This is a genomic window from Arthrobacter sp. V1I9, from assembly GCF_030817075.1.
In the GTDB taxonomy this organism is placed as follows: domain Bacteria; phylum Actinomycetota; class Actinomycetes; order Actinomycetales; family Micrococcaceae; genus Arthrobacter.
Window position 1 is genome coordinate 1,303,728 of sequence record NZ_JAUSYU010000001.1, and the last position, 25,379, is coordinate 1,329,106.

Sequence of the window (25,379 nt, forward strand, 5' to 3'; positions counted from 1 at the left end):
AGGCGTCTTTAGCAGTGAAAGGAGGTCCGTTGTGAATCTCGAACGTGTACGTTGGTTGATCATCGGGGCCTCAGGCCACGGGCGCAGCCTGGCAGCCGTGATCAGGGGCAGGGGAGATACCGTTGCTGCTGTCAGCGACGTCAGCTTCGCCGATTCGTTGCCGGAAGAGCTGGCCGCTCTGCGGGAGAATGCGCCCTTCCTTAGTGGCCACAGCGCCGGGGTCCGCTACTTCACGGACGACGGCGCCGCCTTGGCTTTCGCTGTTGACCAGTCACTGTCGATTGCCATTGGGATCGGTGATAACGCCGTCCGTGCCCGTGTGGCCTCCTCAATTCTGGGGGAGCCCCGATTTGCGGCGCTGCTCCAGCCCCTGATTGCGGCCACAGCGTCTGTCGACGCTACAGCGGCTCTCGGTCGGCTCAGCCAGGTCTGCGAACACGCCCACATTGGGCCGTTGGCCCGGATAGATGACGCTGCAGTGGTCAATACAGGAGCCATCGTGGAACATGAAGCGGAGGTCGGGGCAGGAAGCCACATAGCACCGGCCGCCGTCCTTCTTGGTGCAGCTTCCGTCGGTCAACAGGTGTTCGTTGGGTCGGGGGCCCGAATACTTCCCGGCGTTTCTGTGGGCGACGGTGCGCTGCTCGGAGCAGGCGCCGTGGCTAACCGCCCGCTGGCAGGTATGACAACATATGTCGGAGTGCCCGCAAAGCCCTCCAAATCTACGAAAGGTCTGTCAGTTGACGTATGACCCCCATATCGGATCCGTGAAGTTCGGCAGCCACCAGATTGGCAGCGCGGAAGAAATCTTCATCATTGCCGAAGCCGGCGTCAATCACGACGGCGATGTCACGGTTGCCCACGAGCTGATCGATATGGCGGCCGATACCGGTGCCAACGCTGTGAAGTTCCAAACCTTCAAACCGGAAGCACTGGTCACCAGCACGGCAGGAACCACTCCGTACCAGAAGCTGGCGGGGTTTGCGGAGTCCCAGTCGGATATGCTGACGCGCCTGACCCTGCCCGAATCGGCCTGGGCGGAGCTGCGCGACCACTGCGATGAACGGGGGATTACCTTCCTCTCCACACCCTTCGACTTCGACAGCGCGCTGATGCTGGCGAACCTGGGTGTCCCTGGTCTTAAGATCGGCTCCGGCGAACTCACCAACACCCCGTATCTGTCCGCCATCGCGGAGTTTGGCATCCCCATGATCGTGTCCACCGGCATGGGCACCCGCCCGGAGATCGCAGCTGCCCTTGAGGCCACAGCCAAAGCTCCCGCCACAGTCCTGCTGCACTGTGTGTCGGCCTACCCTGCGCCCATGGACGAAGCCAACCTTCGGGCGATTCCTGCTCTGCGGGAGGAGTTCGGAGTGGAGGTGGGGTGGTCGGATCACACCCCGGGTTCCGTCACGGCAATCGCAGCTACGGCACTGGGTTCCACCCTGCTGGAGAAGCACATCACCACCGACAAGACCCGGAACGGTCCGGACCACTCCGCCTCCCTGGAACGGGAAGAATTCGCGGCGTATGTTGATTCAGTCCGCGCCGCTCATGCGGCCCTGGGAGATGGAAACAAACGGCGGATGCCCAGTGAAGAGGCGAATGCTTCGTTGGTGCGCCGCTCCTATCATGCAGCGCGTGATATTGCCGCCGGCGCCGTCATTACACAGGACGATGTTGCAATCCTCCGTCCAGAGGGTGGCCTTGCGCCCTCAGCACTCGTCGTCGGCGCAAAAACCGTCCGCCCTGTCAAGTCGGGCACAGCGCTGACGAGTGAAGACCTCGCCTAGCATGAAGGTTCTTGCGTTTGCCGGCACCAGGGCGGATCTGTTTCCCTTGGGCCCTGTCCTGGTGGCTTTGGCGGCAGACCCGAGCATAGAGCTCCACATCGCGACCGCGATCGGCTTCCCCCAAGGCACGGCCCAGGACAGGTTGCTGGAAGCCGGACTCCGGCAGGGGACCTTCACCCATCACGAGCTGGCGCTCTACCTTGCCGAACCGTCGCCGGTTCTTCAGGCGCAATACGGTGCCCGGCTCAGCGCCGCCGTCGCGGACCTGTTGCCCGAAGTGGTGCCGGACGCCGTTGTCGTCCTCGGGGACAGATGGGAACTTCTCTATGCGCTGCCTCCGGTTGTCATCAGTGGCATCCGGCTGATCCACCTGCACGGCGGTGAGGTCACCGAGGGCGCGCTGGATGAGCGTGTGCGGCATGCCGTGACCAAACTTGCGGACCAGCACTGTGTCAGCACGGCGCAGGCCGTCCGCCGCGTCGCCCAACTCGGTGAGGCCGCAGAGCGGATTCACCAAACGGGCGCGCCCGGACTGGACCGCTTCGCGAATCCGACGCCGCTGACGGACGAGGAGTTCCTGGCCGAATTCGGAGTACCCCTGGTCCAGCCTCTCGTAATGGCCACATATCACCCAGCGACCGCGGAGATGGAACAGAACGCAGGGGAGCTGGCACGCCAGGTCTTCGAAGAGGTGATCAGCCAGGCAGGAACAACAATCCTTACATACCCGGGTTTCGACGCCGGCCGGGAACACATCATCGCCGTGCTGAAGGACATTGAGTCCAGCGAAATCCCGGGCGTGGTGGTGCGGGAAAGCCTCGGCCCCCTCTACCCGCGGGTGATGGCCACAGTGCGCGCCCTGGTGGGCAATTCGTCGTCGGGCATTCTGGAAGCGGCATCCTTCCATGTGCCGGTGGTCAACATCGGCGAACGCCAGCGGGGCCGGGAGGCAGGTGCCAATGTCCTTCACTGCCGGGATGACCGTAACGAGATTCGCGCTACTATTGAAAAGGCCCTGAGCGCGCAGTTCCGTCTGTTGAGCAGCAGTGTGGTCAATCCGTACGGGAATTCACATTCCGCCGAGCCGATCAAACGTGTAATTTTGGGAAGCCCTGCAGAAGGCCTGACCAAGGCCTTTATTGACTTACCGCTGGAGAGTTGAAGTATGACCATTGACGGAACGCTGGGAAACGTCTGCATCGGCCCCGGGGCCACCGTGCGCCAGGCCCTTCAAGCCATCGACCGCGGCGCCTCGGCCATAGCCCTGCTGACCGGGGAGGACGGCCGCCTCCTGGGCGTAGTCACCGACGGTGATATTCGCCGAGGTCTTCTGCGCGGAGCCGATCTTGAATCGCCTGTGCTTGACTTCGCCAACGCCGATCCGCACGTTGTCGGCCCCGCGGCAACCCGCCCGTCAGTTCTGGACCTCATGCGCAGCCTCAGGATCAGCGAAGTTCCGGTGGTCGATGATCACGGAGTGCTCGTGGGCCTGCATACCCTCAACGACATCGTTGGCCGCAAGCCGCTGAACAACATCGCCGTGATCATGGCCGGGGGCAAGGGCACGAGACTTGGCGCCCTGACGAAGGACACGCCTAAGCCCCTCATGACGGTAGCGGACCGGACCATCATCGAATGGATCATCCTTGGCCTGGTCGAGTCAGGAATAACGAATATCTACGTGTCCGTGGCGTATCTCGCCGACAAGATCGAAGCCCATCTGGGGGACGGCTCCAGGCTCGGCTGCCGGATCGACTACCTGCATGAGGATCCGGCAACCCCGCTGAACACCGCGGGTGCCCTCGGACTCCTCTACCATCAGGTGGAAAACATTACCGAACCGGTCATCGTGACCAACGCGGATCTCATGGTCCGCTACAACGCAGCCGATCTGCTGGCCTTCCACGACGCGAAGCAGGCCGCTGTTACAGTCGCAGCCCGGCCCTACACTCACCAGGTGCCGTTCGGGGTGCTCGAAATTGGTGCGGACCGGTCAATCAGCTCTGTGGTCGAGAAGCCTACAGTTGAGTTCGAAATCAGCACCGGGATCTATGCCGTGTCGCCCGAGGCGCTGGCGATGGTTCCCTACATGGAGCCCTTCTCGATGCCCGACCTGGTGAAAGCCTGCATCGACACTTCAAAAAACGTGGCCGCCTGGCCCATCGAATCCGACTGGATTGACGTCGGAACACCCAAAGACCTAGCAACAGCGAAAGGCCAGTGATAGCCATGAACTACCAGGACATTAAAGGCAAGACAGTGGTCGTCACCGGCGCCGACGGTTTTATCGGCAGCCACGTCACGCAGCGCCTCATTGCAGAGGGCGCCAATGTGAAGGCCCTGTGCGTGTACAACTCCAACGGATCGTACGGCTGGCTCGATGACCTCAGCCCCGACGAGCGCGACGCCGTGGACCTGCAGCTGGGCGACATTCGGGACTCAGAGTTTGTGTCAGACCTGGTAAAGGGCGCCGATGTGGTCCTGCACCTTGCCGCGCTGATTGCGATCCCGTACTCGTACCAGGCACCCCGGTCCTACGTTGAGACCAACGTCGTCGGCACCCTCAACGTGCTTGAGGGCGTGCGCCGTCACGGTGTTGGCCGCCTGGTCAACACTTCGACGTCGGAGGTCTACGGAACCCCGAAGACCGTTCCGATCACCATCGAGAACGAGCTGCGCGGCCAGTCGCCGTACAGCGCCACAAAGATTGCGGCTGACAAGCTTTGCGAAGCGTGGGCGAGTTCCTTCGAGACGCCGGTGGTGGTCCTGAGGCCGTTCAACACCTACGGCCCCCGCCAGTCTGCACGTGCAGTTATTCCTACTGTCCTCCAGCAGATGGTTGGCGGAGCCGAAACGATCCACCTCGGCTCCCTCACGCCTCGCCGCGACTTCACTTTTGTCACGGATACAGCGGACGGTTTCTTCCGCGCCGCGACCGCGGATATTCCCCTGTCGGGGCAGGTTATTCAGCTAGGTACCGGGTACGACGTCACCATTGGTGAGCTCGTCGAGATGGCCGCCAAGGTGACCGGGTCGACGGCGGAAATCATCACCCAGGACGAGCGCGTCCGGCCCGAAGCCAGCGAAGTAATGCGCCTGCTCTCCGATCCTTCACAGGCGTTGGCGGAGCTGGGCTGGGCTCCCCAGGTCAGCCTGGAAGAAGGACTCCGCCAGACCGCGGAGTGGATCAAGGCCCGTGGCGTGGACGCCACGGCAGCAGCCAAGTACGCCCGCTAGATTTCCGCAAGAAAGGCATTACGTGTCGCGAATTCCCTTAGCAATACCCAACATCGGCGCACGCGAAGCTGAACTGATGAACGAAGCGATCAGCAGCGGTTTCGTGTCGTCTGTTGGACGCTTTGTCAACGAGTTTGAGACCCGTTTTGCCGAGTACGTCGGGGCCAAGTACGCCGTTGCCTGTTCCTCCGGTACTGCGGCGCTTCACATCGCGATGCGGTTGGCCGGCGTGCAGCCGGGCGATCTGGTCGCAGTTTCCGACTTCACGTTCATGGCCAGTTCCAACGCTGCTTCCTACCAGTTCGCGGAACTGCTCCTCGTGGATTCCCGTGAAGATTCCTGGTGCATGGATGTAGACAAGCTCCGGACCGAGCTCGTCCGTAGGCGTGCAGCGGGGGAGAAGCTGCCGAAGGCCATCGAGATCGTCCATATCCTGGGCCAGCCGGCAGACACGGCAGCCGTCATGGAGCTTGCCGGTGAGTTCGGGATCATTGTTATCGAGGACGCTGCCGAGGCACTCGGTGCCACATGGACCAGCGGCCCTCTCAAGGGCAGGCACGTCGGAACGGTGGGGCACATGGGTGCCTACTCCTTCAACGGAAACAAGATCATGACTACCGGCGGCGGTGGAATGTTCACCACTGACGATGAGGATCTGGCCAGGCGCGCGAAGCACCTTTCCACGCAGGCGCGGACCCCGGACCGAGGCTACCTGCATGACGAAATTGGCTTCAACTACCGCCTGACCAACATTGCGGCCGCACTGGGTGTCGCCCAGCTGGAGCGCCTTGACGGCTTCGTCGCCACCAAGCGGGAAATTGCCATGCGCTACAACGAGGCCTTTGCCGGGACCGCAATCCAGACGCCGCCGACTTTGCCTGGACAGGAGTCCACGTACTGGCTGTACTCGATCCAGGTGCCCGCCGGCCGAGGCGCCGAAGCACGCGACGAGCTTCAGGACTTTCTTGCTGCAGCGGATATTGAGTCCCGGTCACTGTGGCGCCCGCTTCACATGCAGCCGCCGTTGAAGGATGAGGCCCTGATCGGCGGCAGCGTCGGGGAGGATCTGTTCCACCGGGGGCTTTCCCTGCCCTGCTCAACGGAGTTGACAGCAGTTGACCAGAAACGCGTCATCGATCGCGTCCTGGAATGGCTTCAGCTTAACGGTGGCTAGCACGGATCAGAGCGCGGTTCCCGGAACACCTGCCGCGTTGGCGCCCGGTACCGGACGCAACTCGGTGCTCTACCTGGTGGGCGCTCTGATGCAGGGACTCGGCGTCTTCCTGGTCCAGCCGTTTGTGCTGCACCTGCTGAACAGCGATTCCGAGTGGCAGGAGCTGTTCCTGTCAGTGTCGATCATCCAAGTCGGTGTGGTGCTGGCGGCGGCAGGACTGCCGCTCGCCATCACGAAGGTCTGGTTCGAGCCTGCCGGTCCCGCCAGGGCCCGGGCCGTGAGCGGGTTCATGACGATAGGCGGCGCCGTCCTGGGGATCGTGGCCGCAGGAATCGCCTGGGCCTTCACCCGGGGCGACGGCGGTTCGCCGAGTTTCACCATTGCGCTTTTTGCCATGGGGCTGCAGTCCAGCGTCCTCGCCGGGCAGGCAATCCTGCGCGCGCAGGGCCGTCCCGTCGCCTTCGTGATGCTCAGCCTGGTCTCATCAATGGCTGCCTACGGCGGCGGTCTCCTCGCGATTCTCCTGTTCGGCGCCGAGGCCAGCATCTTCATGCTCGGTTACGGAGTGCTGGTGCTCATCGGTGCCATCGCCGCCGTCGTGATCACAAAGCCCTCCTGGCCGCTGGCTCACCGGGGAGCAGTGGGGGAGAGCCTGGCCATCGGCCTGCCTGTCCTGCCCCACACGGGCGCGCTGATGCTGCTCACCCAGGGGGCAGTCTTCCTGCTTGCGGTCACGGCTGCCGACGGCGTCTCCGGAGACTATGGAAAAGTGCAGATCTTTGTTCTGGGTACTATCACTCTCCTGGGCGCGCTCAACAATGCCTGGGTTCCGGCCTTGCTGGCAGTCAGCGGTGCAGAACGCGTTCAACGGCTTCGCTCCACGATGCGCACTGCCAGTTTCGCAGCCCTCGGCATAGTCATCGTTGCTTCAGCGGGGGCCAACGTCGTCACGCACGTCATGGCAGGGGGCAAGGAAAGCCTGATACCGGTGGCCCAGATAATGCCCCTCATAGCCATGGGATACGTTCTCTACCTGAATGCCACCACGTTGTTGTTTGCTGAAAATGCAACATGGTGGCTGTCGGTGGTAACGCCGGGGGTGCTGGTTCTGGGCGCGTTGGCCGCGCTCGTCCCGGCCTTCGCCGGAAACCTTGTGGGAATGGCCGTTACTTCTGCGCTGACCTTCCTGGTGCTGGGCCTCGCCTATTATCTGATCGTCCGACGGCGGGCGGCCGGGGGATGGGAACTGCGGACCTACGCTGCTTGTTGTGCGTCCGCGGTGGTCTACGTGGGAGTGCTCCTGGTTCTTCCGCGGGACGTTTCCACCGGAGTTTTTACGGTGGTTATCGTTGGTGTGCTCCTGATCGTTGCTGCAGCCGTATGGCGAATTCGTTCGCGTCGTCGCTCGATGGGCGCGACAAATTTAGAGAGTGAGCCGACCAATGGCTGAGGCAAGATCTTTATCGCTGCCGGCGACGGCAGGTCACGAATAGGCGGCGCTCTCCTGCTCTTCAACCATCCGCTGCTCCAGGAATCCATGGCTTCGTAGCGGTCCGGTGGGATATACGGCCCATAAGTTTTGAATCGGTGGCCTGAATCTTTGCCATGCTTATCCGCTGCCCGATGAACGAATAAATAGCTCCCAATTCATTCGTGCAATGGTTTTCCTCCTGCTGACCGACGCCGCGCAGCAGGAGGTGGCCACCGAAAATTTATAGTGCCTGCGCCCGATCAAAGGTTAAGCGTTCAACGCAGGTACTATTCTTGAGGGGATTTCCGATATAACCCTGAAGAAATATATCGGGCTGCTACTTGTATGAGGACCATGATCGTGACCGACCGCGCCGGCGTGTGGAACCCCCGACTGCAAAGAGTCTCGGCACACGCCGGACTCGCCCTGCTCTTCCTTATGGCCGTAGCCATGATGGGGCCGGGAGTCGTATGGGGCGACACTGTCCAGTACATAAGAATCGCTGACCAACTGCAAGGAGTTCCCGCCGACCAGGCATGGCTGCACGCTTTCACCGAATTCTGTAAGCACCCCTCCGTGCCTTACCAAGGCACTCTTGAGAATTGCATCTCCAAGACCGTCGCAGGCCGCGGACCTGTTATCGGTTGGGTTGATCGAAACCCCCAGTACCAGGCCATTTTCTCGCCGAGGGTGGGATTCCCGCTCTTGTCGATTCCCTTTATGCGGCTTTTCGGTGAGCGCGAGGGGATGTGGCTGGTAGCCGTCATTTCGACCGCCATCGCCGGGATGCTCGCCGCCCGGCTGGCCCGGCTGGCCGGGCTCAACCTTGTGCCATCATTGCTGGTCCAACTCAGCTTTTATCTGCTGCCCACCGGCATCCCGCACGGCGTTGCGCTTCTCGCCGAAGGCCCAACGCTGGCGTCGGCCCTGGTCATGGCCATCGGGTTGGCCCGCATCCTGCGCGGCGCCCGTCGGCGTGGCACGCTCCTGCTGATACTCGGCCTAGCGTTGGTGTTTTTCTTCAAATACTCCTCGGCGGTGCTGCTGTGTGTGAGCATCCTGCTCGTCTGTATCGGACTGCTCATCTTCAAGGATTACCGCCGTTACAGCCAGATCCGGCTCGCCATCATTGTTGCAACCTTGATGATCGTGGCTTCTCTTGCCATCAATTCGCTGTTTGGCTTCCCGGGCCTCAATGAGAGCCTGCAGGACACTTTTACGGACCACTTCCGCCACCCCCCAGTGGACGATCCGTTCAACCGCCTGATGGCGCTGGAGGTGGACTTTCTCTGGAGGTTCATCATTGCCCTTCCCGCCAACGCGGCCTACCTGCTCGTGTTCGTGGCAGGCGTATTGGGATATGTGCGGGCCATGCGGGAGAAACTGCTGCCGCCCGCCGGCTGGGCGGGCGTAGCACTCTCCCTCTACGGAATTCTCAGCGTCGTCGGACATCCCGTTTATACGCAGGCAGATCGGCTCGGATCAAGCCTCTGGGTAGGCGTCGCCATGGGCGTTGGTCTGCTCGCCAGGTCAGTAGCAGCCGGCGTAGTGCGCCGCAAGAGGGCCCGGCAGGATCCGGCGGCCAGCGGAAGGCGGGCCTGGCCTCACACCTGACGGCAAAAAGTTGAGAAGGGCCGGTCGGAAATGAACTGGTCCCCGAAAGTTGGACGGAATTTCAGTTCTGACTTACGGGGAGCAGTTTCATGTCTAAGAGCAGTTCGTTGTCTGAGGAGCAGCGCGCCGGTGAGAACAGGGTGGCTTTGATGAGGGACCTCGAGTTGTCGTCGTATCGCCTGATCATCTGGGCGGGCCAGTACGGGGCCACGGCGAGGACGGCCTTCGTCCGGAACCGAAAGGCCGGCCAAGAAAAAATCCAGAGGCTTCAGCGCAGCCGGAACCGGAGCCGCAGCGGTTGCGGCGTGAGAACGACGGATGCGCGCGGAGTTGGCCTTCCTGGAAAAGTAAAGGCCTTGAGAGACGGGGAACAGTGCTGAAGGTTCGCGCTGTGATCGCTCTCAAGGCTGAGCACCGTTTGGAAGTTCTCCTGGACGTAGTGGCGTTGGCCCGGTCCATGTTCTTCTACCACCAGTCCCGCCTCCTAGGCCCGGATCCGCGCGCCTCCGTGAAGGCTGCTATTTCAGAGATCTTCAAGAAGAACCACGCCCGGTACGGGCACCGTCGGATCCATATTGAACTGCTGAAGCAAGGTGGACAGTCGCCAAGAAGACCGTGCTGAACACGATGCGTTCCCTGCGGCTGGTTTGCAAGGTCCGAAGCAGGACGCGCTGCAACTCCTACCAAAGCGAGAAGGGCATCGTCGCGCCCAATTTGCTGAAACGCCAGTTCGACGCAGCTGCCCCAAACCAGAAGTGGGTTACCAATGTGACGGAGCTCAGCGTCGGTGACCGGCAGCTCTACCAGTCACCGATCATGGATCTTTTGACCGGCGGATCATGTCCTAGGCCATTGGCGCCCCGCCCAACTTGGAGCTGGCCAATGCCTCGCTGCGCGGCGCCTTTGGCCACGCTGGAGGACGGGCAGAAATCTCTCGTGCATTCCGACCAGGGATTCCAATATCAGGACAACCCCTGGCGCACAATCTTGGCGAACGCTGGCGCGGTCCAATCGATGTCACGCAAAGCCAACTGCTACGACAATGCCGTCACGGAGAACTTTTTCGGACACCTGAAGGAAGAACTCTTCCACCGCGTCTCATTCTCAACACGGACGCAGGCATCGGCGCTGCACGACTTAGCTGGTACAACACCGAAAGAATTTCCATCAAGCTCAAGGGTCTGAGCCCGATACACTATCGTGCTCAGATGCTTGCGGCATAGGTCCTCTTAGCCAACCCAAAACTAGCTTGAGTCACGCCGCCGCCGTCCTAACGGGGCCATTCAAACCTGCCATAGCCATCGATAACATTGCTCCTTCAGAGCTAAAGGACCTCGCTTATCCAAGACTCTCAGTGAGCGGAGTCCCCTTTTCCCACTGCTCGTTGTAGCGCTGAATCATTTCCAGATCATCAAGCTCTACTACCAAGGAGAACGTGAAGACTTCCTTGGGTATACGGCGATTGTGCATTAAACCAAGGCCCAGTTGCGTTGTTAGTGGTTTGCGGAACCCACCCCGGGCAGTTGAGGTAGGAAGACGAGTCCCACAATGACCAGTGCATCTGGTGGAGGGCGAACGACGTCCATTTGTACCGTTCGGTCACATAGCGCCCATAGAACTTCCCAGCAACGAGAAAGGCTCCGTCCCAAGTGGGACGGAGCCTTCTTCGAAGAGCCAATCACTGGCCGCTAAGGTGAATTAGCGAATCCAACTTTCGGGGACCAGTTCAGAAATCCTCGGAGTTCCGACCGGCCCTTCTCTGTGTTGCCTTAGCTTCAGTGCGGTAATAGCGGCGCCTAGAAGTAGGCCACCTTGATGCCGGATGCGCTGCGGGTCATGGTCCCGCCCTGGAAACGCACTGTCTTGTACCCGGCGTAGGCGACGGCGGCCTCGAGCGGGTAACCGAGCTTGCCCTTTTGCCAGCCGGCCAGACGCCACTGGCTCATGTACGGTTCGTTCACGGCATGGGCGCCGGTCGCAGCCGTCCAGTAAATATTTCCCTCGCTGAAGGGCTGGTAGCAGCCGCTTCCGTAGAGGCCGCAGACGACGGAGCCCTTCGGGTATCCAATCCCGCGCTGCCATCCTGCTTCACCCCAACCGGTCCAGTAGGCTCCGGTGACCGCGTGGGCTCCGGTGGTCGCGGTCCAATAGATGTTGCCTTTGGCGAAGGGCTGGTAGCAGCCGTTGCCGTAGAGGCCGCAGGTAACGGGGCCGGTAGGGTAGCCGATGCCGCGCTGCCATCCTGCTTCACCCCAACTGGTCCAGTAGGCTCCGGTGACCGCGTGGGCTCCGGTGGCGGCGGTCCAGTAGATGTTGCCTTTGGTGAAGGGCTGGTAGCAGCCGTTGTCATAGAGGCCGCAGGTAACGGGGCCGGTGGGGTAGCCGATGCCAGGTTGGAAGCCGGCTTTCTGCCAGGCGGTCCAGTAGGCTCCGGTGACTGCGTGGGCTCCGGTGGTCGCGGTCCAGTAGATGTTGCCTTTGGGTGAAGGGCTGGTAGCAGCCGTTGTCATAGAGGCCGCAGGTAACGGGGCCGGTGGGGTAGCCGATGCCGGCTTGGAAGCCGGCTTTCTGCCAGGCGGTCCAGTAGGCTCCGGTGACTGCGTGGGCTCCGGTGGCCGCGGACCAGTAGATGTTGCCTTTGGTGAATTGCTGGTAGCAGCCGCCGCCGTAAAGGCCGCAGGTCTCCATGGACTTTGGGTACCCAATGCCGTCCTGCCAACCGGCCGCCTTCCACGCCGACATGTAGGAATTCTTTACTACAAACGTCCCCAGGCCGGGTGTGTTGTAGGCATTTCCACCCTGGAACGTCTGGTGGCACGTGGAGGTCGTCGTGGGGCAGGTGGCGTCGCTGGTGGGGTAGCCGATGCCCTTTTGCCATCCGGCATTGTCCCATGCGGTCCAATAGGATCCGGTGACCGGGTGCGCGCCCGTTGCGGCTGTCCAGTAGATGTTGCCCTTGGCATACGCGCGGTAGCAGCCGCCACCGTAAAGTCCGCAGATGTCGGTCGTCGAGACTGCAGCGCCGAGGGGGCCTGCGGCTCCACCTGTGGCAGCCCATTTACGTTCGATGGCTCCGCCGGAGCCCAGCGAGCCTTTGGCGAACGTCTGCAACTGGGCGAGCGTGCCGTTCCAGACATTCGAGTCACCGGCGAACGGCCCGGTGCTGCTGTATTGCCAAATGCTGTACGTGCTCCAGCTCGCCGTCGGAACCGGGCCTGCGTCGTTGGTGGCGTATTTCGGGTAGGCGGCAACCCACAGGGGGTAGTCTCCAAACCCGGCAGGGTTGCCTAAGCAGCTGTTCCACCAGCTTGTGTTGGTGTAGATGACCGGGAGTCTCCCCGTCAGGGACCGCATGGTGTTCCCGAAATCCCGAACCCAGGACTGAAGCTGTGCCGGCGACATGTTGTAGCAGGTGTTGCCAAAGTAGAAACCGTTGATGGTGCGACCCTCATACGGGTTGAATTCAAAGTCCAGCACCGGCGGCAAGGTGTTACCGTCCGCAGACCAGCCCCCGCCGTTCTGCACAAAGTACCGTGCCTGGTCGGCCCCTGAGGACCAGTTGGGAATAGCGAAGTGGTAGGCACCTCGAAGCATCCCTACATTTCGGGAGCCCTGGTACTGCGAGCTGAAGCGTTCGTTGGTGTAGTAGTTTCCTTCAGACGCTTTTACATAGGCGAAGCGCGCCCCCATGTTCCACTGCTGCTGCCAGTCCACGCTCGTCTGGTGACCGCTCACGTCCAATCCCTGAACGCCGAAAGTGGGCATCCAGGTGCCTTCTGTGGACAGCGACTCGGTGCTTAGCCGATTGACGGCATCGGAGGGAGCTGCGGCGGTGACGCGCGCGGAGCGCTGTCCCATTTCCGCTCCGCCCACCCCAATGGCTTCAGCCATGGACTGTGTAGCCTCCTCCGAAGGTTGGGCAGTCCGCGTCTCCGCTGGAACTGCTGCTTCTTCCGGCGAGGCCGCCGCCGGAGCAGGCGCCGCAGTCTGCGGGGTACCAACTGCCGGCGAAGAAGCTATCGGCGTCGGAGAGGGTTCGACGGCGGAAGCAACCCCCGCCAGGCCCGGGCCGGCTACCAGAGAGGCAGCCAAGAGCGCTATGGCCAAGGACTTCAACGGGGGGCGACGGGACTGAGACAGGTTCCGCTTCATTTTTGCTCCGGAGACAATGTGGCGCTCTGGCGAACGCTCATTTGGTTACTGCTGGGTGATTTCCCCCAGGGAAAGGCACCTGACATGTGGTATTTCGACAATTAACGCGCTCACCATAACACTGGTGTTACCTAGGGAACTAGTGGTCCTGGTGTTGCTGGTGTGATTTGGGCCCGGTGTGTGTTATCCACACATGCTTCCCAAGACTTGTTGCCGAGCTTCACTCTCCCTAGGCTTTATCCAGTTGCACTGCCTCCGCCGGGGGCGGCAGTTGTATTGGGGAACGTATGGACGCGTTGGGAATTGTTGAGGACGAAGTCCGCGAGCTTATCCGCCGCCGCGGGCTTGATCCGCTTCACCAGGTCGGTGAGGTCCGCCGCTTAGTGGAGGCGGCGGTATCAGACTACGACGAACGTGCGCTGATGGGTCCGCTGCCTCCGATCGGCCCTCTGGATGCTGCACGCAGGTTTCTTTTTGATGCTGTCGCCGGATTCGGTGTCCTTCAGCCGCTCTTGGACGATCCGACCATCGAAGAGGTTTGGATCAATGCGCCCAATGAAATCTACGTCGCGAGGAACGGCGAATCGGAGCTAACCTCCCTCAGCCTGACCGATCAACAGGTGCGGGACCTGGTCGAGCGGATGCTGAAGAGCTCCGGCCGCCGCTTGGATATGTCCTCGCCCTTTGTAGATGCAGCGCTGCCGGACGGGTCGAGGTTGCATGTGGTCATCCCGGACGTGACGCGAAGGCACTGGGCAGTCAACATCAGGAAGTTCGTGGTCAAAGCCAGTCGGCTTGAACATCTCGTGGAGCTTGGCACCCTCACCCCGCAGTCGGCCCGCTTCCTTGGCGCTGCAGTTTCCAGTGGGCTTAACATCCTGGTTTCAGGCGCGACTCAGGCCGGCAAGACCACGATGCTGAACTGCCTCGCAGCCAGCATCGGGAGCAGGGAACGCGTCATAACCGTCGAGGAAATTTTCGAGCTGCAGTTTCCCCTTCGGGACGTTGTCGGGTTGCAATGCCGTCAGCCCAACCTTGAAGGTGAGGGTGCGATACCACTGCGACGCCTGGTCAAGGAAGCGCTCCGCATGCGTCCGGACCGGCTGGTGGTGGGCGAAGTCCGGGAGGCCGAGAGCCTCGACATGCTCATCGCCTTAAATTCCGGGCTTCCCGGGATGTGCACTGTCCACGCGAATTCTGCTCATGACGCCGTCACCAAGATCTGCACGCTTCCTTTGCTGGCTGGCGAGAATATCTCCAGCGCGTTCGTTGTGCCCACCGTGGCGTCCTGCATTGATCTGGTGGTGCACTGTACCCGCCGAGCTGACGGACGCAGGGAAGTGACTGAAATCCTCGCCCTTGGCCGACGGGTTGAAAACGGCATCATCGAATCATCACCGGTGTTTGCCACAATCGACGGGATGCTGCAGCCAAGGCCCAACTCCATGCCGGCGCAGGAGAAATTTGCCAGGGCGGGATATGACGTTGCCGCGCTGCTGGATCCGCGATGATATCGGCACTTTTGGGAGTAACGGCGGGTGCAGGGTTCTTCCTGATCTGGTGGTCCTTCTGGGAGTCACCGAAACCTGCGTTTCCCAAGGAAAGGACCAGCCGCCTCGCTGACCTCCTTGCCGGGGCGGGAATAGAGAAGGTGTCGGCATCAGGACTGGTGGGCACCTGCCTTGGGCTCGGACTTTTCGTAGGCCTTGTCTTTTTTGCAGTGACCCACTCGTGGCCAATCTCCTTCTGCTTCGGGTTGTTTGGGGCCTGGCTTCCGGTAACAGTCCTTCGCTGGAAGGCAAAGAAGAGGAGCGCGTTGCTGCGCACACTCTGGCCCGACGTCGTCGACCACCTCCGTTCTGCCATCCGCGCAGGGCTGCCGCTGCCGGAGGCCCTCATCCAGCTCGGTGACAAAGGCCCCGAGGAACTCCGCTACGTCTTCAGGGATTTCGGTGCAGACTATCGGGCCGGAGGCCAGTTCGAGGCCTCGCTCAACCAGCTCAAGCACCGGCTGGCCGATCCTGTTGCGGACCGAATCGTGGAGGCGCTGCGCCTGACAAGGGAGGTTGGAGGCTCAGACCTCGGAAAGCTCCTCGGAACCCTGGCTGAGTTTCTGCGGGAAAGCGCCCGCACTCGCAGTGAGCTGGAAGCACGGCAGTCCTGGACAATAAACGCAGCACGGCTCGCCGTTGCCGCGCCCTGGATCGTCATGATGCTCCTTGCGACGAGACCGGAGGCAGTGCAGGCATACAACACGCCGATGGGTGCCGCCGTTCTGCTTGGAGGCTTGGTCGTTTCCCTGTTCTGCTACTCCGTGATGCTTCGGATTGGTGCACTTCCCCAAGACGAGAGGGTGCTCAGGTGATGGAGGTTTCTCCTCCGGGAGTTGTGGTCGGAGTGCTGTTGGGAGTGGGACTGTGGCTGGTGATCTTCCGGTCTCCTTTCATGCGCGCCGTCACGTTGTCGCAGCGCATCGAGCCGCAGCTGAAGTCACAAAATCTTGAGTCAAGGCTTCTGCACGCAGGGGAACACAACGTAACGCCGTTTGGGCCGCTCGAACGGATCCTTCGACCTATGGTGCGGGATGGCCTGGCGGCTCTCGGCCGGCTGAACCCCGCATCGAAAACTACGGCGCGAAGATTGGCGCAGGCAGGTATCAGCAAGTCCCCTGTCGATTTTCGGGCTGAGCAACTCCTGTGGGCAGCTGCTGGGTTCGCTATCTCGATCGTCTTCATCGTTCTAGGTGCGGCTTCTGGAAGGTTCAACCCCCTCCTGGCTGTCGTTGCTGTCTTGGGAAGTGCCATCGGCGGGTTCATGTTCCGGGACTACTGGCTCGGCGCGCAGATCCGCCGCCGGGAATCGAGGATGATGGCGGAGTTCCCCAGTTTGGCAGAACTGATGGCGTTGGCGGTCAGCGCAGGAGAGAGCGCTACGGGCGCACTGGACCGGGTCTGCCGTAGCGCCAAGGGCGAGCTCACCAAAGAGTTTTCGAAGATCCTCGCTGAAACGAGGGCGGGTAAGCCGCTGATCCAGGCACTACAAGAGTTTTCAGCGCGGACAGATCTGACACCACTCGTACGTTTCGTGGACGGCATCGTGGTCGCGGTGGAGCGGGGGACGCCTTTGGCTGATGTCCTCCGAGCCCAAGCCCAGGACGTACGCGACACAGCCAAGCGTGACCTTATGGAGGCTGCCGGCAAAAAGGAGATTGCCATGATGGTTCCGCTGGTGTTCGGCGTGCTCCCTTTGACCGTGGTCTTTGCCGTCTTTCCGGGCATCGCCGCAATCAGTTTGGGATTTTGAAGCTCGAAGACGACGACAACACCAGAACAAATCAAAGTTGGAAGCTGAATCAGGAAGAGGACGGAATGATGGAGAAAATGGGGATTCGCTGCTTGGTACTGTTCCTGTCACTGGCGGCTACGCTACTTCCGGGAGTAGGCGGCAACAGCGTGCGGCGGAAGCGTAGCCCAGGCAGGGATTCGTTTGACGGCCATCCCTGTAACGGAAAGGTGACCGACAATCCCGAGAGGGGAGACGTCCCCGGCTGGGTCATGATCACCCTCATGTCCGCGGTTCTCGTGGCGGCGTTGCTGGCGCTCGCCGGTCCGGCGCTGGAAGCCATGTTCAACCAGGCGATGGACAAGGTCGGAAGCTAAACGATGACTTTGTCCATCCGCGGTGGGGTCACTAGCCGCGCTCTGGACAGCCGCAGGAACGGCCTACCTCCCGCTGATGGCCATGCCGTCAACAGCACGCGACCCCCTCAACCCGTCCCACAGGAGACCACACTCCGTGAGCAGGGCTCGGCTGTGGTCGATTTTGTCCTGGTAGGCAGCCTGCTCACGCTGTTCTTCCTCGCTATCATCCAGCTGACACTGGTCCTGCACGTGAGGAACACGTTGATTGATGCTGCAGCATCCGGTGCCCGTTATGGGACTCTCGCTGACCGGAGTGCCGCAGACGCGGAGGAACGGACCCGTGGTCTGATTCAGTCCGCCTTAAATGCGGGCTTCGCACAGCAAGTGAGCACCAGCGAGGTGACGTACCAGGGTTTGCGGACCTTGGAAGTGACCGTAAGTGCCCCCATGCCCTTGATTGGTCTTATCGGCCCCCGGGACCTGCTGGAGGTGAAGGGGCATGCGGCAGTGCAACCGTGACCTGGTGCGGGCTCCCTTCCGCGCCCGGCTGCTCGCAGCGCTCTGCCGCGAGCCAAGAACTGCTGCACCCGAGCGCACCAAAAACCCGCGGACAGCAAATCAGCATGAACGGGGGAGTGCGGTGGTGGAATTCACTTTCCTGGCCCTTCTGTTGATGGTTCCGCTCGTGTACTTCATCATCACCATGAGTCAGATCCAGGGCGGCTCGTTTGCAGTCGTCGGCGCGGCTGACCAGGCAGCAAAGGTTTACATAGCGCAGCCCGACGCCGCCACAGCACAGGCAGCAGCCGAACAGGCGGTAGCGATCGCGCTCGCAGACTTCGGACACCAGCCCGGACAGGCGCGGGTGGCAACATCCTGCAGTCCGGCTGACTGCCAGGCGGCCGGCAGCACCATCACCGTCACCGTGAGCCTGACCGTGCCACTTCCGTTCCTGCCGTTCGACGGGGATTTCCGCCTCAGCGCCAGCGAGGTGGAGGCGTCGTCCACGCAACTGGTCGGCAGGTTCCGGTGACGGCAATGCCAAAAGATGACAACGGCCAGATGATGGTGATGGTCCTGGGCTACGTCGTTGTGGCCCTGCTTGTTACAACAGTGGTCATCGGCATTTCGTCCGTCTACCTCGAACACAAGCGGCTGCTTTCCCTGGCCGATGGTGCCTCACTTGCTGCCGCCGGCAGTTACACCCTTGGCGAGGTGGAAACACAAGGCGGCAGCCCGTCCGCGGTCTTGAGCCCCGCAAGGGTGAGGAACGTGGCAGCAGACTTCGTCTCCAGGACTCCCGCGTCACAGCGCTTCGATGGTCTCGCCGTCGCAGGGGCAACGGGCAGTCCAGACGGTTCCACCGCCGTCGTCGTGCTGACTGCTGCTGTCCACCCGCCAGTGGTGAACTTCCTGGTGCCCGACGGTATCCGGATCGAGGCGACTTCGACCGCACGCTCCCGTCTTACCCGCTGACGTCCTTTCACGCCCGCACGCCGAGCGGCCCGCAAGCCGAAGCTAAGACGCAAGGCCCGGGCCTTCTGCGGGATAGCGTAGGCTTAAACAACCATGGCCAATATTGATTTTTCCGCTGAAATCCGCGCCCTTCGCGCCACCTACGAGTCCATTGAGCGAGTCTCTGACGTAGAGGCACTGAAGGAAGACATCGCCGAACTCAGCGAGCGGGCTGGCGAACCGGACCTGTGGGACGACCCCTCGGCGGCACAGAAAATCACTTCACGGCTGTCGCACCGCCAGACGGAGCTGGAGCGCCTCAACACCCTGGTTTCAAGGATCGATGACCTTGAGGTCCTGGTGGAGCTCGGGCAGGACGAGGACGACGCCGACTCCATGGGGGAGGCTGCCGCCGAACTGGAGTCCGTCAAAAAAGCCCTGAAGGACCTTGAAGTGGTCACCCTGCTTTCGGGTGAGTATGACGAGCGCGAGGCCGTAGTCTCAATCCGGGCCGGCGCCGGTGGCGTGGATGCTGCTGACTTCGCCGAGATGCTGATGCGCATGTACCTCCGTTGGGCCGAGCGGCACGGGTACCCCACCACCGTCATGGACACGTCCTACGCAGAAGAAGCCGGTCTGAAGTCCGCAACATTCGAAGTGAAGGCACCCTACGCCTTCGGCACCCTCAGCGTGGAGGCCGGAACCCACCGGCTCGTAAGAATCAGCCCCTTCGACAACCAAGGCCGGCGTCAGACTTCCTTCGCCGCCGTCGAAGTCATCCCGCTGATCGAGCAGACGGACTCGATCGAGATCCCGGACAACGAGATCCGCGTTGACGTGTTCCGCTCTTCAGGCCCGGGCGGCCAGTCGGTCAACACCACCGACTCGGCAGTCCGTTTGACCCACATCCCCACCGGGACCGTAGTTTCAATGCAGAACGAAAAGTCGCAGCTGCAAAACCGCGCCGCCGCAATGCGTGTGCTGCAGTCCAGGCTCCTGCTCCTCAAAAAGGAACAGGAAGACGCCGAAAAGAAGGCGTTTGCCGGCGATGTGAAGGCGTCCTGGGGTGACCAGATGCGCTCCTATGTCCTCAACCCCTACCAAATGGTCAAGGACCTCCGGACCGAGCACGAAGTCGGAAACACCTCGGCAGTCTTCGACGGTGAAATCGACGACTTCATCGATGCCGGCATCAGGTGGCGCACGGACAACCGGAACGCCGAGAAATAAGGCGATAAGGGGCAGCCGGAGATACAGGATCCGGCGACACGCCCCCTGAAACCCGCGTGATACACCGGAACTGCTGCGTATAGTCGAGGGGCCGGGGCCCTACTTCCCCCAAACGAAAACCCGCGCACCGGCTGCAGAACTGGGCTGCATCAGAATCAGCCATGCCCTGCAGGGTACTTAGGGCCATGATTCGATTCGAAAATGTCACCAAGGTCTACGACCAGAAAGCCCGGCCTGCGCTGGACTCCGTCAACCTTGAGATTGACCGCGGCGAATTCGCCTTCCTGGTCGGTGCGTCCGGCTCCGGCAAGTCCACCTTCCTCCGGCTGGTCCTCAAGGAGGACCGGGCAAGCTCCGGGGCTGTCTACGTCGCCGGCCAGAACGTTGCCAAGATCTCCAGCTGGCGCGTGCCCCGGCTTCGCCGCGGCATCGGCGTCGTCTTCCAGGACTTCCGGCTCCTGCCCCAGAAAAACGTCTTCGCCAACGTTGCCTTCGCCATGCAGGTGATCGGCAAGAGCCGCAGCGTCATCCGGGACACCGTCCCCGAGGTCCTCAAAACTGTGGGTCTGGAGGGCAAAGAACACCGCATGCCGCACGAACTGTCCGGCGGCGAGCAGCAGCGCGTGGCCATCGCCCGTGCCGTCGTCAACAGGCCAGGCATCCTCCTCGCGGACGAGCCCACCGGAAACCTGGACCCCACCACGTCGATGGGCATCATGGGCATCCTGGACAAAATCAACCAAAACGGAACCACCGTAGTGATGGCAACCCACGACGACGACATCGTCAACGAGATGCGCAAGCGAGTGGTCGAGCTCAAGAACGGCGTCATCATCCGCGACGAGGCAAGAGCCCTTTACACGTCGATGATCCCGGTCGTTGGCCAGTCGCGCAGGCTCAAGGACGCCAGCGGCAGGGAAAACCCGGAAACGGGACAGCCGCACGAAGGCGAGGGACAGCGATGAGGCTCGCGTTCATCCTCAGCGAGATCGGCAGCGGACTCCGCCGCAACGTCTCCATGGTGGTCTCGGTCATCCTGGTCACCTTCGTCTCGCTCACCTTCGTTGGCGCAGCAGGAATGCTGCAGATGCAGATCAACCAGATGAAGGGTTACTGGTACGACAAAGTCCAGGTAGCCGTCTTCCTGTGCAGTGAAGGGTCGACGGCGGCTGGTTGCGCCGGCGGACCCGTCACCGCCGAACAGCAGGAAAGCCTCAACGGGCTGCTGGAGTCTCCTGCCGTGGCGCAATACATCAACGACTTCCAGTTCGAGTCCAAGGAAGAGGCGTACACACACTTCAAAGACCAGTTCTCGAATTCGCCCATCGTGGACTCGGTGACGCCGGACCAGCTGCCGGCATCCTTCCGGATTAACATGAAGGACCCGGAAAAGTATCAGATCATCAGCGAAACCTTCTCCTCCCAGCCCGGCGTGGAGACGGTTATCGACCAGCGCCAGCTGCTTGAGCGCCTCTTCTCGGTAATGAACGGGGCCTCCCTTGTGGCGGTCAGCATCGCCGGTGTCATGATCGTGTGCGCCATCCTGCTGATCACAACCACCATCAGGCTCTCCGCCTTCAGCCGCCGCCGGGAAACGGGAATCATGCGCCTGGTGGGCGCCTCGAAAACGGTGATCCAGCTTCCCTTTATCCTGGAAGGCGTCATCGCCGCCGTCATCGGCGCTGCCTTGGCCTCCGGAACGCTGTGGGCCGTTGCACACTTCTTCCTCGGCGAGTTCATGTCTCAGCAGTACCCGGACACGGCCTTCATCTCATCCGGCCAAACATTGATCCTCGCACCCGCGCTGATAATCCTTGGCGGATCCTTGGCCGGTATTTCGTCCCTCTTGACTTTGCGCAGATACCTTCGCGTCTAGGTATGCAAACCGAACAAGGAATGCCATGAACGTAACGGACCAAACTTCGCCCCGGCACCGACTGAACAGTCGGCGCAAAGCACCGCAGCGCACCAGCGTTATCAGCGCCGTGCTGGCCGTTGTCCTCGCAGCAGGGCTGGCTTCGTCCACCCCGGTGGCTTTCGCCGACGAGCTTGAAGACAAGCAGAAGGCACTTGAGGCAGAGGCAACCAGGGTCCAGCAGTCCTTGGAATTCGTTGATTCCCGAATCGCCAAGGCTGCGAGTGACCTGGTGATCTACCAGGGTCGGCTGCCTGGAGCCCAGCAGGCCCTCCTGGAAGCCCAGGGCCGAGTGGCCGGGGCCGTCAAGGAAGTCGAATCGCTCTCCGCACGCGTGGACATGGCCCAGCAGAACAAGGCCAAAATTACGCAGCAAATGGAAACTGATAAGAAAAAGATTGCAGACACAAAGAAGCTGATCGGTCAGATCGCCACCCAGGCGTACAAATCCGGGGGCGTACCCTCAAACCTGTCCCTGTTCTTTGGCTCCAACAACGGCGGAAGCTTGACCGAGACCATGGACCTGGCAGACCAGGCCATGCGCAGCCAGAACGCGGCCATGGACAAGCTGCAGCAGCAGAACGCCACTAATGTGAACTCCGAAGCCCGTTTGCAAGCGGTGGAAGCCGAGATCAAGGACTTGAAAGCCAAAGCCGACGCTGCCCTCGAGCGGGAGAAGATTGCCCGTGACGAAGCGGCGGAGAAGAAGGAACAGGTAGATAAGCTAATCGCCGATACCAGCCGCCTTGACGCTCAACTGCAGGCAGCCAAGCCTAAGATCCAGTCGCAGTTGGCGGGTGTTCAGGCCAGCCAAAACGCCGTTGCCGCCGAAATCAAGGAACGCGACCGAAAGCTGCGGGAGGCCTGGGAAGCCGAGCAGCGGAGGCTGGCGGAAGCCGCCGCAGCCGAGCATCGCAGGCAGGCGGAGGCCGCAGCCGCCGCCGCTGCTGCTGCGGCAGCAGCACGCAACCAGCCGCCACCGCCCGTGCAACCTTACGTGCCGCCCGCACCGCCCGCGCCCTCAGTCGGTTCGCCGTCTGCCTTCGGCCTACGGCATCCCTTTGACGGAAGCGTCCCGATCACGTCCGGGTTCGGCTGGCGTGCCACCCCGCCAGGCACCATCGACTTCTATGGACAGGGCGGCTACATGCACACGGGGCTGGACTTTGGCGCAGCCTGCGGCACGCCTGTCTACGCCGCCGCAGCGGGCGAGGTCTTCAGCTCCGGCTGGAGCTCAGCCGACGGCGGAGGCTGGAGGGTAAAGATCTCCCACGGCCTGATGGAGGGCAACACGCTGAACACCATCTACTACCACAATGCCAGCATCGTGGTATCGAACGGACAGCGGGTCTCGCAGGGGCAGCTGATCGCCTACTCCGGCAACACGGGCAACTCCACCGGCTGCCACGCCCACTTCGAAACCTGGCTGAACGGCAACGCCGTGGATCCAATGGGGCTGCTCTAAGCCGCATAACCCTGCCGTACACTGGTATGACTCCGCGCCGGCTGGCCCGGAGGACATCCTATTTTTACCTGAGGAGCTTTCCCTTGCCTAAAGAAAGTGGCCGTAAAGTGGTGGCCACCAACCGCAAGGCCCGGCATGACTACCACGTGCTGGACACCTACGAGGCTGGAATCGCGCTCATGGGGACCGAAGTAAAGTCCCTGCGCGAGGGCCACGCCTCCATGGTGGACGGATTCTGCACCTTCTACAACGACGAGCTGTGGATGGAAGCTATCCACATCCCGGAATACAACCAGGGCAGTTGGACCAACCACGCAGCCCGCCGCCGCCGCAAGCTGCTGCTGCACCGTGAGGAACTGATTAAGATCTCGCACAAGGTGCGTGAATCGGGCTACACCATTGTGCCTTTGCAGTTGTACTTCGTTGACGGCCGCGCCAAGGTCGAAATCGGCGTGGCCCGAGGCAAGCGCGAGTACGACAAGCGCCAGACACTCCGTGAGCAGCAGGACAACCGGGAAGCGCAGCGCGAAATGCGGGAGCGCAACCGCCGCCGGTAGGCTGGAATGAATTTTCCGGGGGATGCGTTATAGTGGGTAGTCCGGCAGGCTCGCCCGCTGGTTTGGTAAAAGAATATGGGGATGATCGGTTTCGACGATGTTAGTCGCGACAGGTGAAGCGGGCCGAGGATGCAGAATTATCTCGTAAACGCTTTCTGCAAACCAATAAGTGCCGAATCTAAGCGCACTGACTTCGCTCTTGCTGCTTAACCAGTAAGACAGTCCGTCAGCCCGAGGTTGCTATCGCCCCGGATCCTGGCGTCATTTAGATAGCCACTGCTGTTCACCTCCGTCATCGGGGTGAACGGGACTCCTAGATGACTGGGCCCGGATCAGCCAGCTGTTTGCAGCATGGCTGGGGCCGAGAAAATCCGACGCAAACTGCGCCCGGAGAAGCCCTGACAACACGACATCGGACGGGGGTTCAATTCCCCCCATCTCCACATTTGTGGTGAGTCGGCGCATCCCTCGCGGATGTGGTGGCCTACCAGATAACACCCCGGTCTTCGGACCGGGGTGTTTTCCTTTGCCCCCGCAGTCCTGGCCGCTTTAGGCCCCTGGCGGCAAGGCTTGGCGGCTCGTTCACCCATGGCGTAGCACAGCCGGGACTAGCGGCACGGCTTCGATCGTTGTCTCCGGTAGGACCCGGACGTCCTCGCCTCCGGGATTGGCTACAACCAGGAGATGCCCCATGAACCAAGGGAGTGAGCCAGCCGCACCGGTGCCCGACGACGACGCCTTGGACTCGTATTCGCAGACAGTCATGCGGGTGGCTGAGACGGTAACGCCGCACGTCGCGGCCATCGAAATGACCAGCACCCGCCGGAACAGCCGGTTCCGTGTGGGAGCAGGTTCCGCAGTCCTCTTTACCGAGGACGGTTATCTCCTCACGAACTCCCACGTGGTGGCCGGCACGAATAAGGGCCATGCCGCGTTTGCCGACGGCAGCCGGACTGATCTGGAACTCGTGGGGGTGGATCCCTTGTCGGATCTCGCCGTGGTCCGCGGGAAAGCACCGAGAGTGGCTCCTGCCCGGTTCGGCGACGCCGAGACGTTGCGTGTGGGCCAGCTGGTTATCGCAGTCGGGAATCCGCTGGGGCTGGCAGGATCGGTCACGGCCGGAGTCGTGAGCGGGCTGGGCCGTTCCATTCCGGTCTGGGCTGGCGGCAACCGGAGGGTGATCGAAGACGTCATCCAGACCGACGCTGCCCTCAATCCAGGCAGTTCCGGCGGCGCCCTGGCAGACGCGCACGGGAGGATTGTGGGCATCAACACCGCAGTGGCCGGCGCCGGGCTGGGCCTTGCCGTTCCAATTAACACGACAACAAGGCGAATCATCTCAGCCCTGCTGAATGACGGACGGGTCAGGCGGGCCTACCTCGGTGTGGTGAGCACCCCGATTCGGTTGAACGCCAGCGCGGTGATCAGGACGGGCCAGCGGGACGGGCTCAGGGTGGTGGAGGTGCTGGCCGGATCACCCGCAGGCCGGGCGGGCCTGCAGGCCGGCGATATCATCCTCACCGCCGGAAGCCGCGCCCTCAGCAACGCCGAGAGCCTGCAGAAGCTGCTGTTCTCCGATGCGATCGGGCAGCCGCTGCAGATCAGGGTGCTGCGGGACGGCAGGGAAGTGGACCTGGTTGCTGTGCCGGAAGAGATGCAAACAAACGGGCAGTGA

27 protein-coding genes, 1 other RNA gene and 1 pseudogene are annotated in these 25,379 nt (G+C 61.8%); 26 read left to right on the forward strand and 3 right to left on the reverse strand.

Annotated elements, in window-relative coordinates:
• Positions 1-31: 31 nt before the first annotated feature.
• The 11 genes from QFZ70_RS06120 (at position 32) to QFZ70_RS18960 (ending at position 10,512) form a co-directional block, all read left to right on the forward strand.
• A complete protein-coding gene (locus QFZ70_RS06120; protein ID WP_307094542.1) occupies positions 32-751 on the forward strand; it encodes a transferase in 720 nt (239 codons plus the stop codon).
• Positions 741-1,793, forward strand: a complete 1,053-nt coding sequence (locus QFZ70_RS06125; RefSeq protein ID WP_307094543.1) for an N-acetylneuraminate synthase family protein — start codon at positions 741-743, stop codon at positions 1,791-1,793. Before QFZ70_RS06120 ends, QFZ70_RS06125 begins: the two co-directional genes overlap by 11 nt.
• A gap of 1 nt (position 1,794) precedes the next feature.
• Positions 1,795-2,955: a UDP-N-acetylglucosamine 2-epimerase gene (gene neuC / locus QFZ70_RS06130; protein ID WP_307094544.1), complete on the forward strand. Its 1,161-nt coding sequence runs from the start codon at positions 1,795-1,797 to the stop codon at positions 2,953-2,955.
• Positions 2,956-2,958: 3 nt separating this feature from the next.
• On the forward strand, positions 2,959-4,017 hold the full coding sequence (locus QFZ70_RS06135; RefSeq protein ID WP_307094545.1) for a sugar phosphate nucleotidyltransferase: 1,059 nt from the start codon (positions 2,959-2,961) through the stop codon (positions 4,015-4,017).
• A gap of 5 nt (positions 4,018-4,022) precedes the next feature.
• Complete coding sequence (locus QFZ70_RS06140) at positions 4,023-5,030, forward strand: SDR family NAD(P)-dependent oxidoreductase (protein ID WP_307094546.1); 1,008 nt, start codon at positions 4,023-4,025, stop codon at positions 5,028-5,030.
• Positions 4,990-6,204, forward strand: coding sequence for an aminotransferase class I/II-fold pyridoxal phosphate-dependent enzyme (locus QFZ70_RS06145; RefSeq protein ID WP_373461543.1), 1,215 nt, complete (start codon positions 4,990-4,992; stop codon positions 6,202-6,204). The genes QFZ70_RS06140 and QFZ70_RS06145 overlap by 41 nt, the downstream gene beginning before the upstream one ends.
• The gene (locus tag QFZ70_RS06150; protein ID WP_307094548.1) at positions 6,197-7,654 is read left to right on the forward strand and encodes a lipopolysaccharide biosynthesis protein; all 1,458 of its coding nucleotides are present in this window, start codon (positions 6,197-6,199) and stop codon (positions 7,652-7,654) included. Before QFZ70_RS06145 ends, QFZ70_RS06150 begins: the two co-directional genes overlap by 8 nt.
• Before the next feature lie 381 nt (positions 7,655-8,035).
• Entirely contained in the window at positions 8,036-9,289 is a 1,254-nt protein-coding gene (locus QFZ70_RS06155) for a hypothetical protein (protein ID WP_307094549.1), read from the forward strand.
• Positions 9,290-9,680: 391 nt separating this feature from the next.
• Positions 9,681-9,911 carry an IS3 family transposase gene (locus QFZ70_RS06160; protein WP_307094550.1) on the forward strand — a complete coding sequence of 77 codons (231 nt, stop codon included), beginning with the start codon at positions 9,681-9,683 and terminating at the stop codon, positions 9,909-9,911.
• Positions 9,905-10,474: an IS3 family transposase gene (locus QFZ70_RS06165; protein ID WP_307094551.1), complete on the forward strand. Its 570-nt coding sequence runs from the start codon at positions 9,905-9,907 to the stop codon at positions 10,472-10,474. The genes QFZ70_RS06160 and QFZ70_RS06165 overlap by 7 nt, the downstream gene beginning before the upstream one ends.
• Positions 10,456-10,512, forward strand: coding sequence for a hypothetical protein (locus QFZ70_RS18960; protein WP_373461669.1), 57 nt, complete (start codon positions 10,456-10,458; stop codon positions 10,510-10,512). The genes QFZ70_RS06165 and QFZ70_RS18960 overlap by 19 nt, the downstream gene beginning before the upstream one ends.
• Before the next feature lie 573 nt (positions 10,513-11,085).
• On the opposite strand, the gene QFZ70_RS18965 is transcribed toward QFZ70_RS18960, so the two are convergent.
• The 3 genes and pseudogenes from QFZ70_RS18965 to QFZ70_RS06175 all read right to left on the reverse strand — a co-directional run bounded on the left by QFZ70_RS18965 (position 11,086) and on the right by QFZ70_RS06175 (position 13,054).
• The gene (locus tag QFZ70_RS18965) at positions 11,086-11,442 is read right to left on the reverse strand and encodes an LGFP repeat-containing protein (RefSeq protein ID WP_373461670.1); all 357 of its coding nucleotides are present in this window, start codon (positions 11,440-11,442) and stop codon (positions 11,086-11,088) included.
• A pseudogene (locus tag QFZ70_RS18970) lies at positions 11,419-11,730 on the reverse strand (LGFP repeat-containing protein); the annotation flags it as partial. The pseudogene QFZ70_RS18970 and the gene QFZ70_RS18965, both read right to left, overlap by 24 nt.
• Complete coding sequence (locus tag QFZ70_RS06175) at positions 11,636-13,054, reverse strand: GH25 family lysozyme (protein WP_373461671.1); 1,419 nt, start codon at positions 13,052-13,054, stop codon at positions 11,636-11,638. The gene QFZ70_RS06175 and the pseudogene QFZ70_RS18970, both read right to left, overlap by 95 nt.
• A gap of 124 nt (positions 13,055-13,178) precedes the next feature.
• Between QFZ70_RS06175 and QFZ70_RS06180 the strand changes: the two genes are divergently transcribed.
• The 15 genes from QFZ70_RS06180 to QFZ70_RS06250 all read left to right on the forward strand — a co-directional run bounded on the left by QFZ70_RS06180 (position 13,179) and on the right by QFZ70_RS06250 (position 25,379).
• On the forward strand, positions 13,179-13,424 hold the full coding sequence (locus QFZ70_RS06180) for a hypothetical protein (protein ID WP_307094553.1): 246 nt from the start codon (positions 13,179-13,181) through the stop codon (positions 13,422-13,424).
• Between the two features lie 304 nt (positions 13,425-13,728).
• Positions 13,729-14,952, forward strand: a complete 1,224-nt coding sequence (locus tag QFZ70_RS06185; protein WP_307094554.1) for a CpaF family protein — start codon at positions 13,729-13,731, stop codon at positions 14,950-14,952.
• Positions 14,949-15,806, forward strand: a complete 858-nt coding sequence (locus QFZ70_RS06190; RefSeq protein ID WP_307094555.1) for a type II secretion system F family protein — start codon at positions 14,949-14,951, stop codon at positions 15,804-15,806. The genes QFZ70_RS06185 and QFZ70_RS06190 overlap by 4 nt, the downstream gene beginning before the upstream one ends.
• Positions 15,806-16,744, forward strand: coding sequence for a type II secretion system F family protein (locus tag QFZ70_RS06195; protein ID WP_307094556.1), 939 nt, complete (start codon positions 15,806-15,808; stop codon positions 16,742-16,744). Before QFZ70_RS06190 ends, QFZ70_RS06195 begins: the two co-directional genes overlap by 1 nt.
• Positions 16,745-16,812: 68 nt before the next feature.
• Entirely contained in the window at positions 16,813-17,100 is a 288-nt protein-coding gene (locus tag QFZ70_RS06200; protein WP_307097813.1) for a hypothetical protein, read from the forward strand.
• A gap of 153 nt (positions 17,101-17,253) precedes the next feature.
• Complete coding sequence (locus QFZ70_RS06205) at positions 17,254-17,601, forward strand: TadE family protein (protein WP_307094557.1); 348 nt, start codon at positions 17,254-17,256, stop codon at positions 17,599-17,601.
• On the forward strand, positions 17,582-18,115 hold the full coding sequence (locus tag QFZ70_RS06210) for a hypothetical protein (protein WP_307094558.1): 534 nt from the start codon (positions 17,582-17,584) through the stop codon (positions 18,113-18,115). The genes QFZ70_RS06205 and QFZ70_RS06210 overlap by 20 nt, the downstream gene beginning before the upstream one ends.
• 5 nt (positions 18,116-18,120) lie before the next feature.
• Positions 18,121-18,558: a pilus assembly protein TadG-related protein gene (locus tag QFZ70_RS06215; protein WP_307094559.1), complete on the forward strand. Its 438-nt coding sequence runs from the start codon at positions 18,121-18,123 to the stop codon at positions 18,556-18,558.
• A 93-nt stretch (positions 18,559-18,651) separates the two neighbouring features.
• Positions 18,652-19,767 carry a peptide chain release factor 2 gene (gene prfB, locus QFZ70_RS06220; protein WP_307094560.1) on the forward strand — a complete coding sequence of 372 codons (1,116 nt, stop codon included), beginning with the start codon at positions 18,652-18,654 and terminating at the stop codon, positions 19,765-19,767.
• A 185-nt stretch (positions 19,768-19,952) separates the two neighbouring features.
• Positions 19,953-20,732, forward strand: coding sequence for a cell division ATP-binding protein FtsE (gene ftsE, locus QFZ70_RS06225; RefSeq protein ID WP_307094561.1), 780 nt, complete (start codon positions 19,953-19,955; stop codon positions 20,730-20,732).
• On the forward strand, positions 20,729-21,643 hold the full coding sequence (gene ftsX / locus QFZ70_RS06230; protein ID WP_307094562.1) for a permease-like cell division protein FtsX: 915 nt from the start codon (positions 20,729-20,731) through the stop codon (positions 21,641-21,643). Before ftsE ends, ftsX begins: the two co-directional genes overlap by 4 nt.
• A 25-nt stretch (positions 21,644-21,668) precedes the next feature.
• Positions 21,669-23,147, forward strand: a complete 1,479-nt coding sequence (locus QFZ70_RS06235) for a M23 family metallopeptidase (RefSeq protein ID WP_307094563.1) — start codon at positions 21,669-21,671, stop codon at positions 23,145-23,147.
• Positions 23,148-23,230: 83 nt separating this feature from the next.
• Complete coding sequence (gene smpB, locus QFZ70_RS06240; RefSeq protein ID WP_050054575.1) at positions 23,231-23,704, forward strand: SsrA-binding protein SmpB; 474 nt, start codon at positions 23,231-23,233, stop codon at positions 23,702-23,704.
• 77 nt (positions 23,705-23,781) lie between these two features.
• Positions 23,782-24,150, forward strand: a transfer-messenger RNA (tmRNA) gene (ssrA, locus tag QFZ70_RS06245).
• Between the two features lie 245 nt (positions 24,151-24,395).
• The gene (locus QFZ70_RS06250) at positions 24,396-25,379 is read left to right on the forward strand and encodes a S1C family serine protease (RefSeq protein WP_307094564.1); all 984 of its coding nucleotides are present in this window, start codon (positions 24,396-24,398) and stop codon (positions 25,377-25,379) included.

Coding starts and splice junctions, on each gene's coding strand:
- neuC (WP_307094544.1), top strand. CDS start 1,795: ATGAAGGTTCTTGCGTTTGCCGGCACCAGGGCGGATCTGTTTCCCTTG.
- QFZ70_RS06135 (WP_307094545.1), top strand. CDS start 2,959: ATGACCATTGACGGAACGCTGGGAAACGTCTGCATCGGCCCCGGGGCC.
- QFZ70_RS06140 (WP_307094546.1), top strand. CDS start 4,023: ATGAACTACCAGGACATTAAAGGCAAGACAGTGGTCGTCACCGGCGCC.
- QFZ70_RS06175 (WP_373461671.1), bottom strand. CDS start 13,054: ATGCCCACTTTCGGCGTTCAGGGATTGGACGTGAGCGGTCACCAGACG.
- QFZ70_RS06180 (WP_307094553.1), top strand. CDS start 13,179: ATGGACTGTGTAGCCTCCTCCGAAGGTTGGGCAGTCCGCGTCTCCGCT.
- QFZ70_RS06185 (WP_307094554.1), top strand. CDS start 13,729: ATGGACGCGTTGGGAATTGTTGAGGACGAAGTCCGCGAGCTTATCCGC.
- QFZ70_RS06190 (WP_307094555.1), top strand. CDS start 14,949: ATGATATCGGCACTTTTGGGAGTAACGGCGGGTGCAGGGTTCTTCCTG.
- QFZ70_RS06195 (WP_307094556.1), top strand. CDS start 15,806: ATGGAGGTTTCTCCTCCGGGAGTTGTGGTCGGAGTGCTGTTGGGAGTG.
- QFZ70_RS06200 (WP_307097813.1), top strand. CDS start 16,813: ATGGAGAAAATGGGGATTCGCTGCTTGGTACTGTTCCTGTCACTGGCG.
- QFZ70_RS06210 (WP_307094558.1), top strand. CDS start 17,582: ATGCGGCAGTGCAACCGTGACCTGGTGCGGGCTCCCTTCCGCGCCCGG.
- QFZ70_RS06215 (WP_307094559.1), top strand. CDS start 18,121: ATGCCAAAAGATGACAACGGCCAGATGATGGTGATGGTCCTGGGCTAC.
- prfB (WP_307094560.1), top strand. CDS start 18,652: ATGGCCAATATTGATTTTTCCGCTGAAATCCGCGCCCTTCGCGCCACC.
- ftsE (WP_307094561.1), top strand. CDS start 19,953: ATGATTCGATTCGAAAATGTCACCAAGGTCTACGACCAGAAAGCCCGG.
- ftsX (WP_307094562.1), top strand. CDS start 20,729: ATGAGGCTCGCGTTCATCCTCAGCGAGATCGGCAGCGGACTCCGCCGC.
- QFZ70_RS06235 (WP_307094563.1), top strand. CDS start 21,669: ATGAACGTAACGGACCAAACTTCGCCCCGGCACCGACTGAACAGTCGG.
- QFZ70_RS06250 (WP_307094564.1), top strand. CDS start 24,396: ATGAACCAAGGGAGTGAGCCAGCCGCACCGGTGCCCGACGACGACGCC.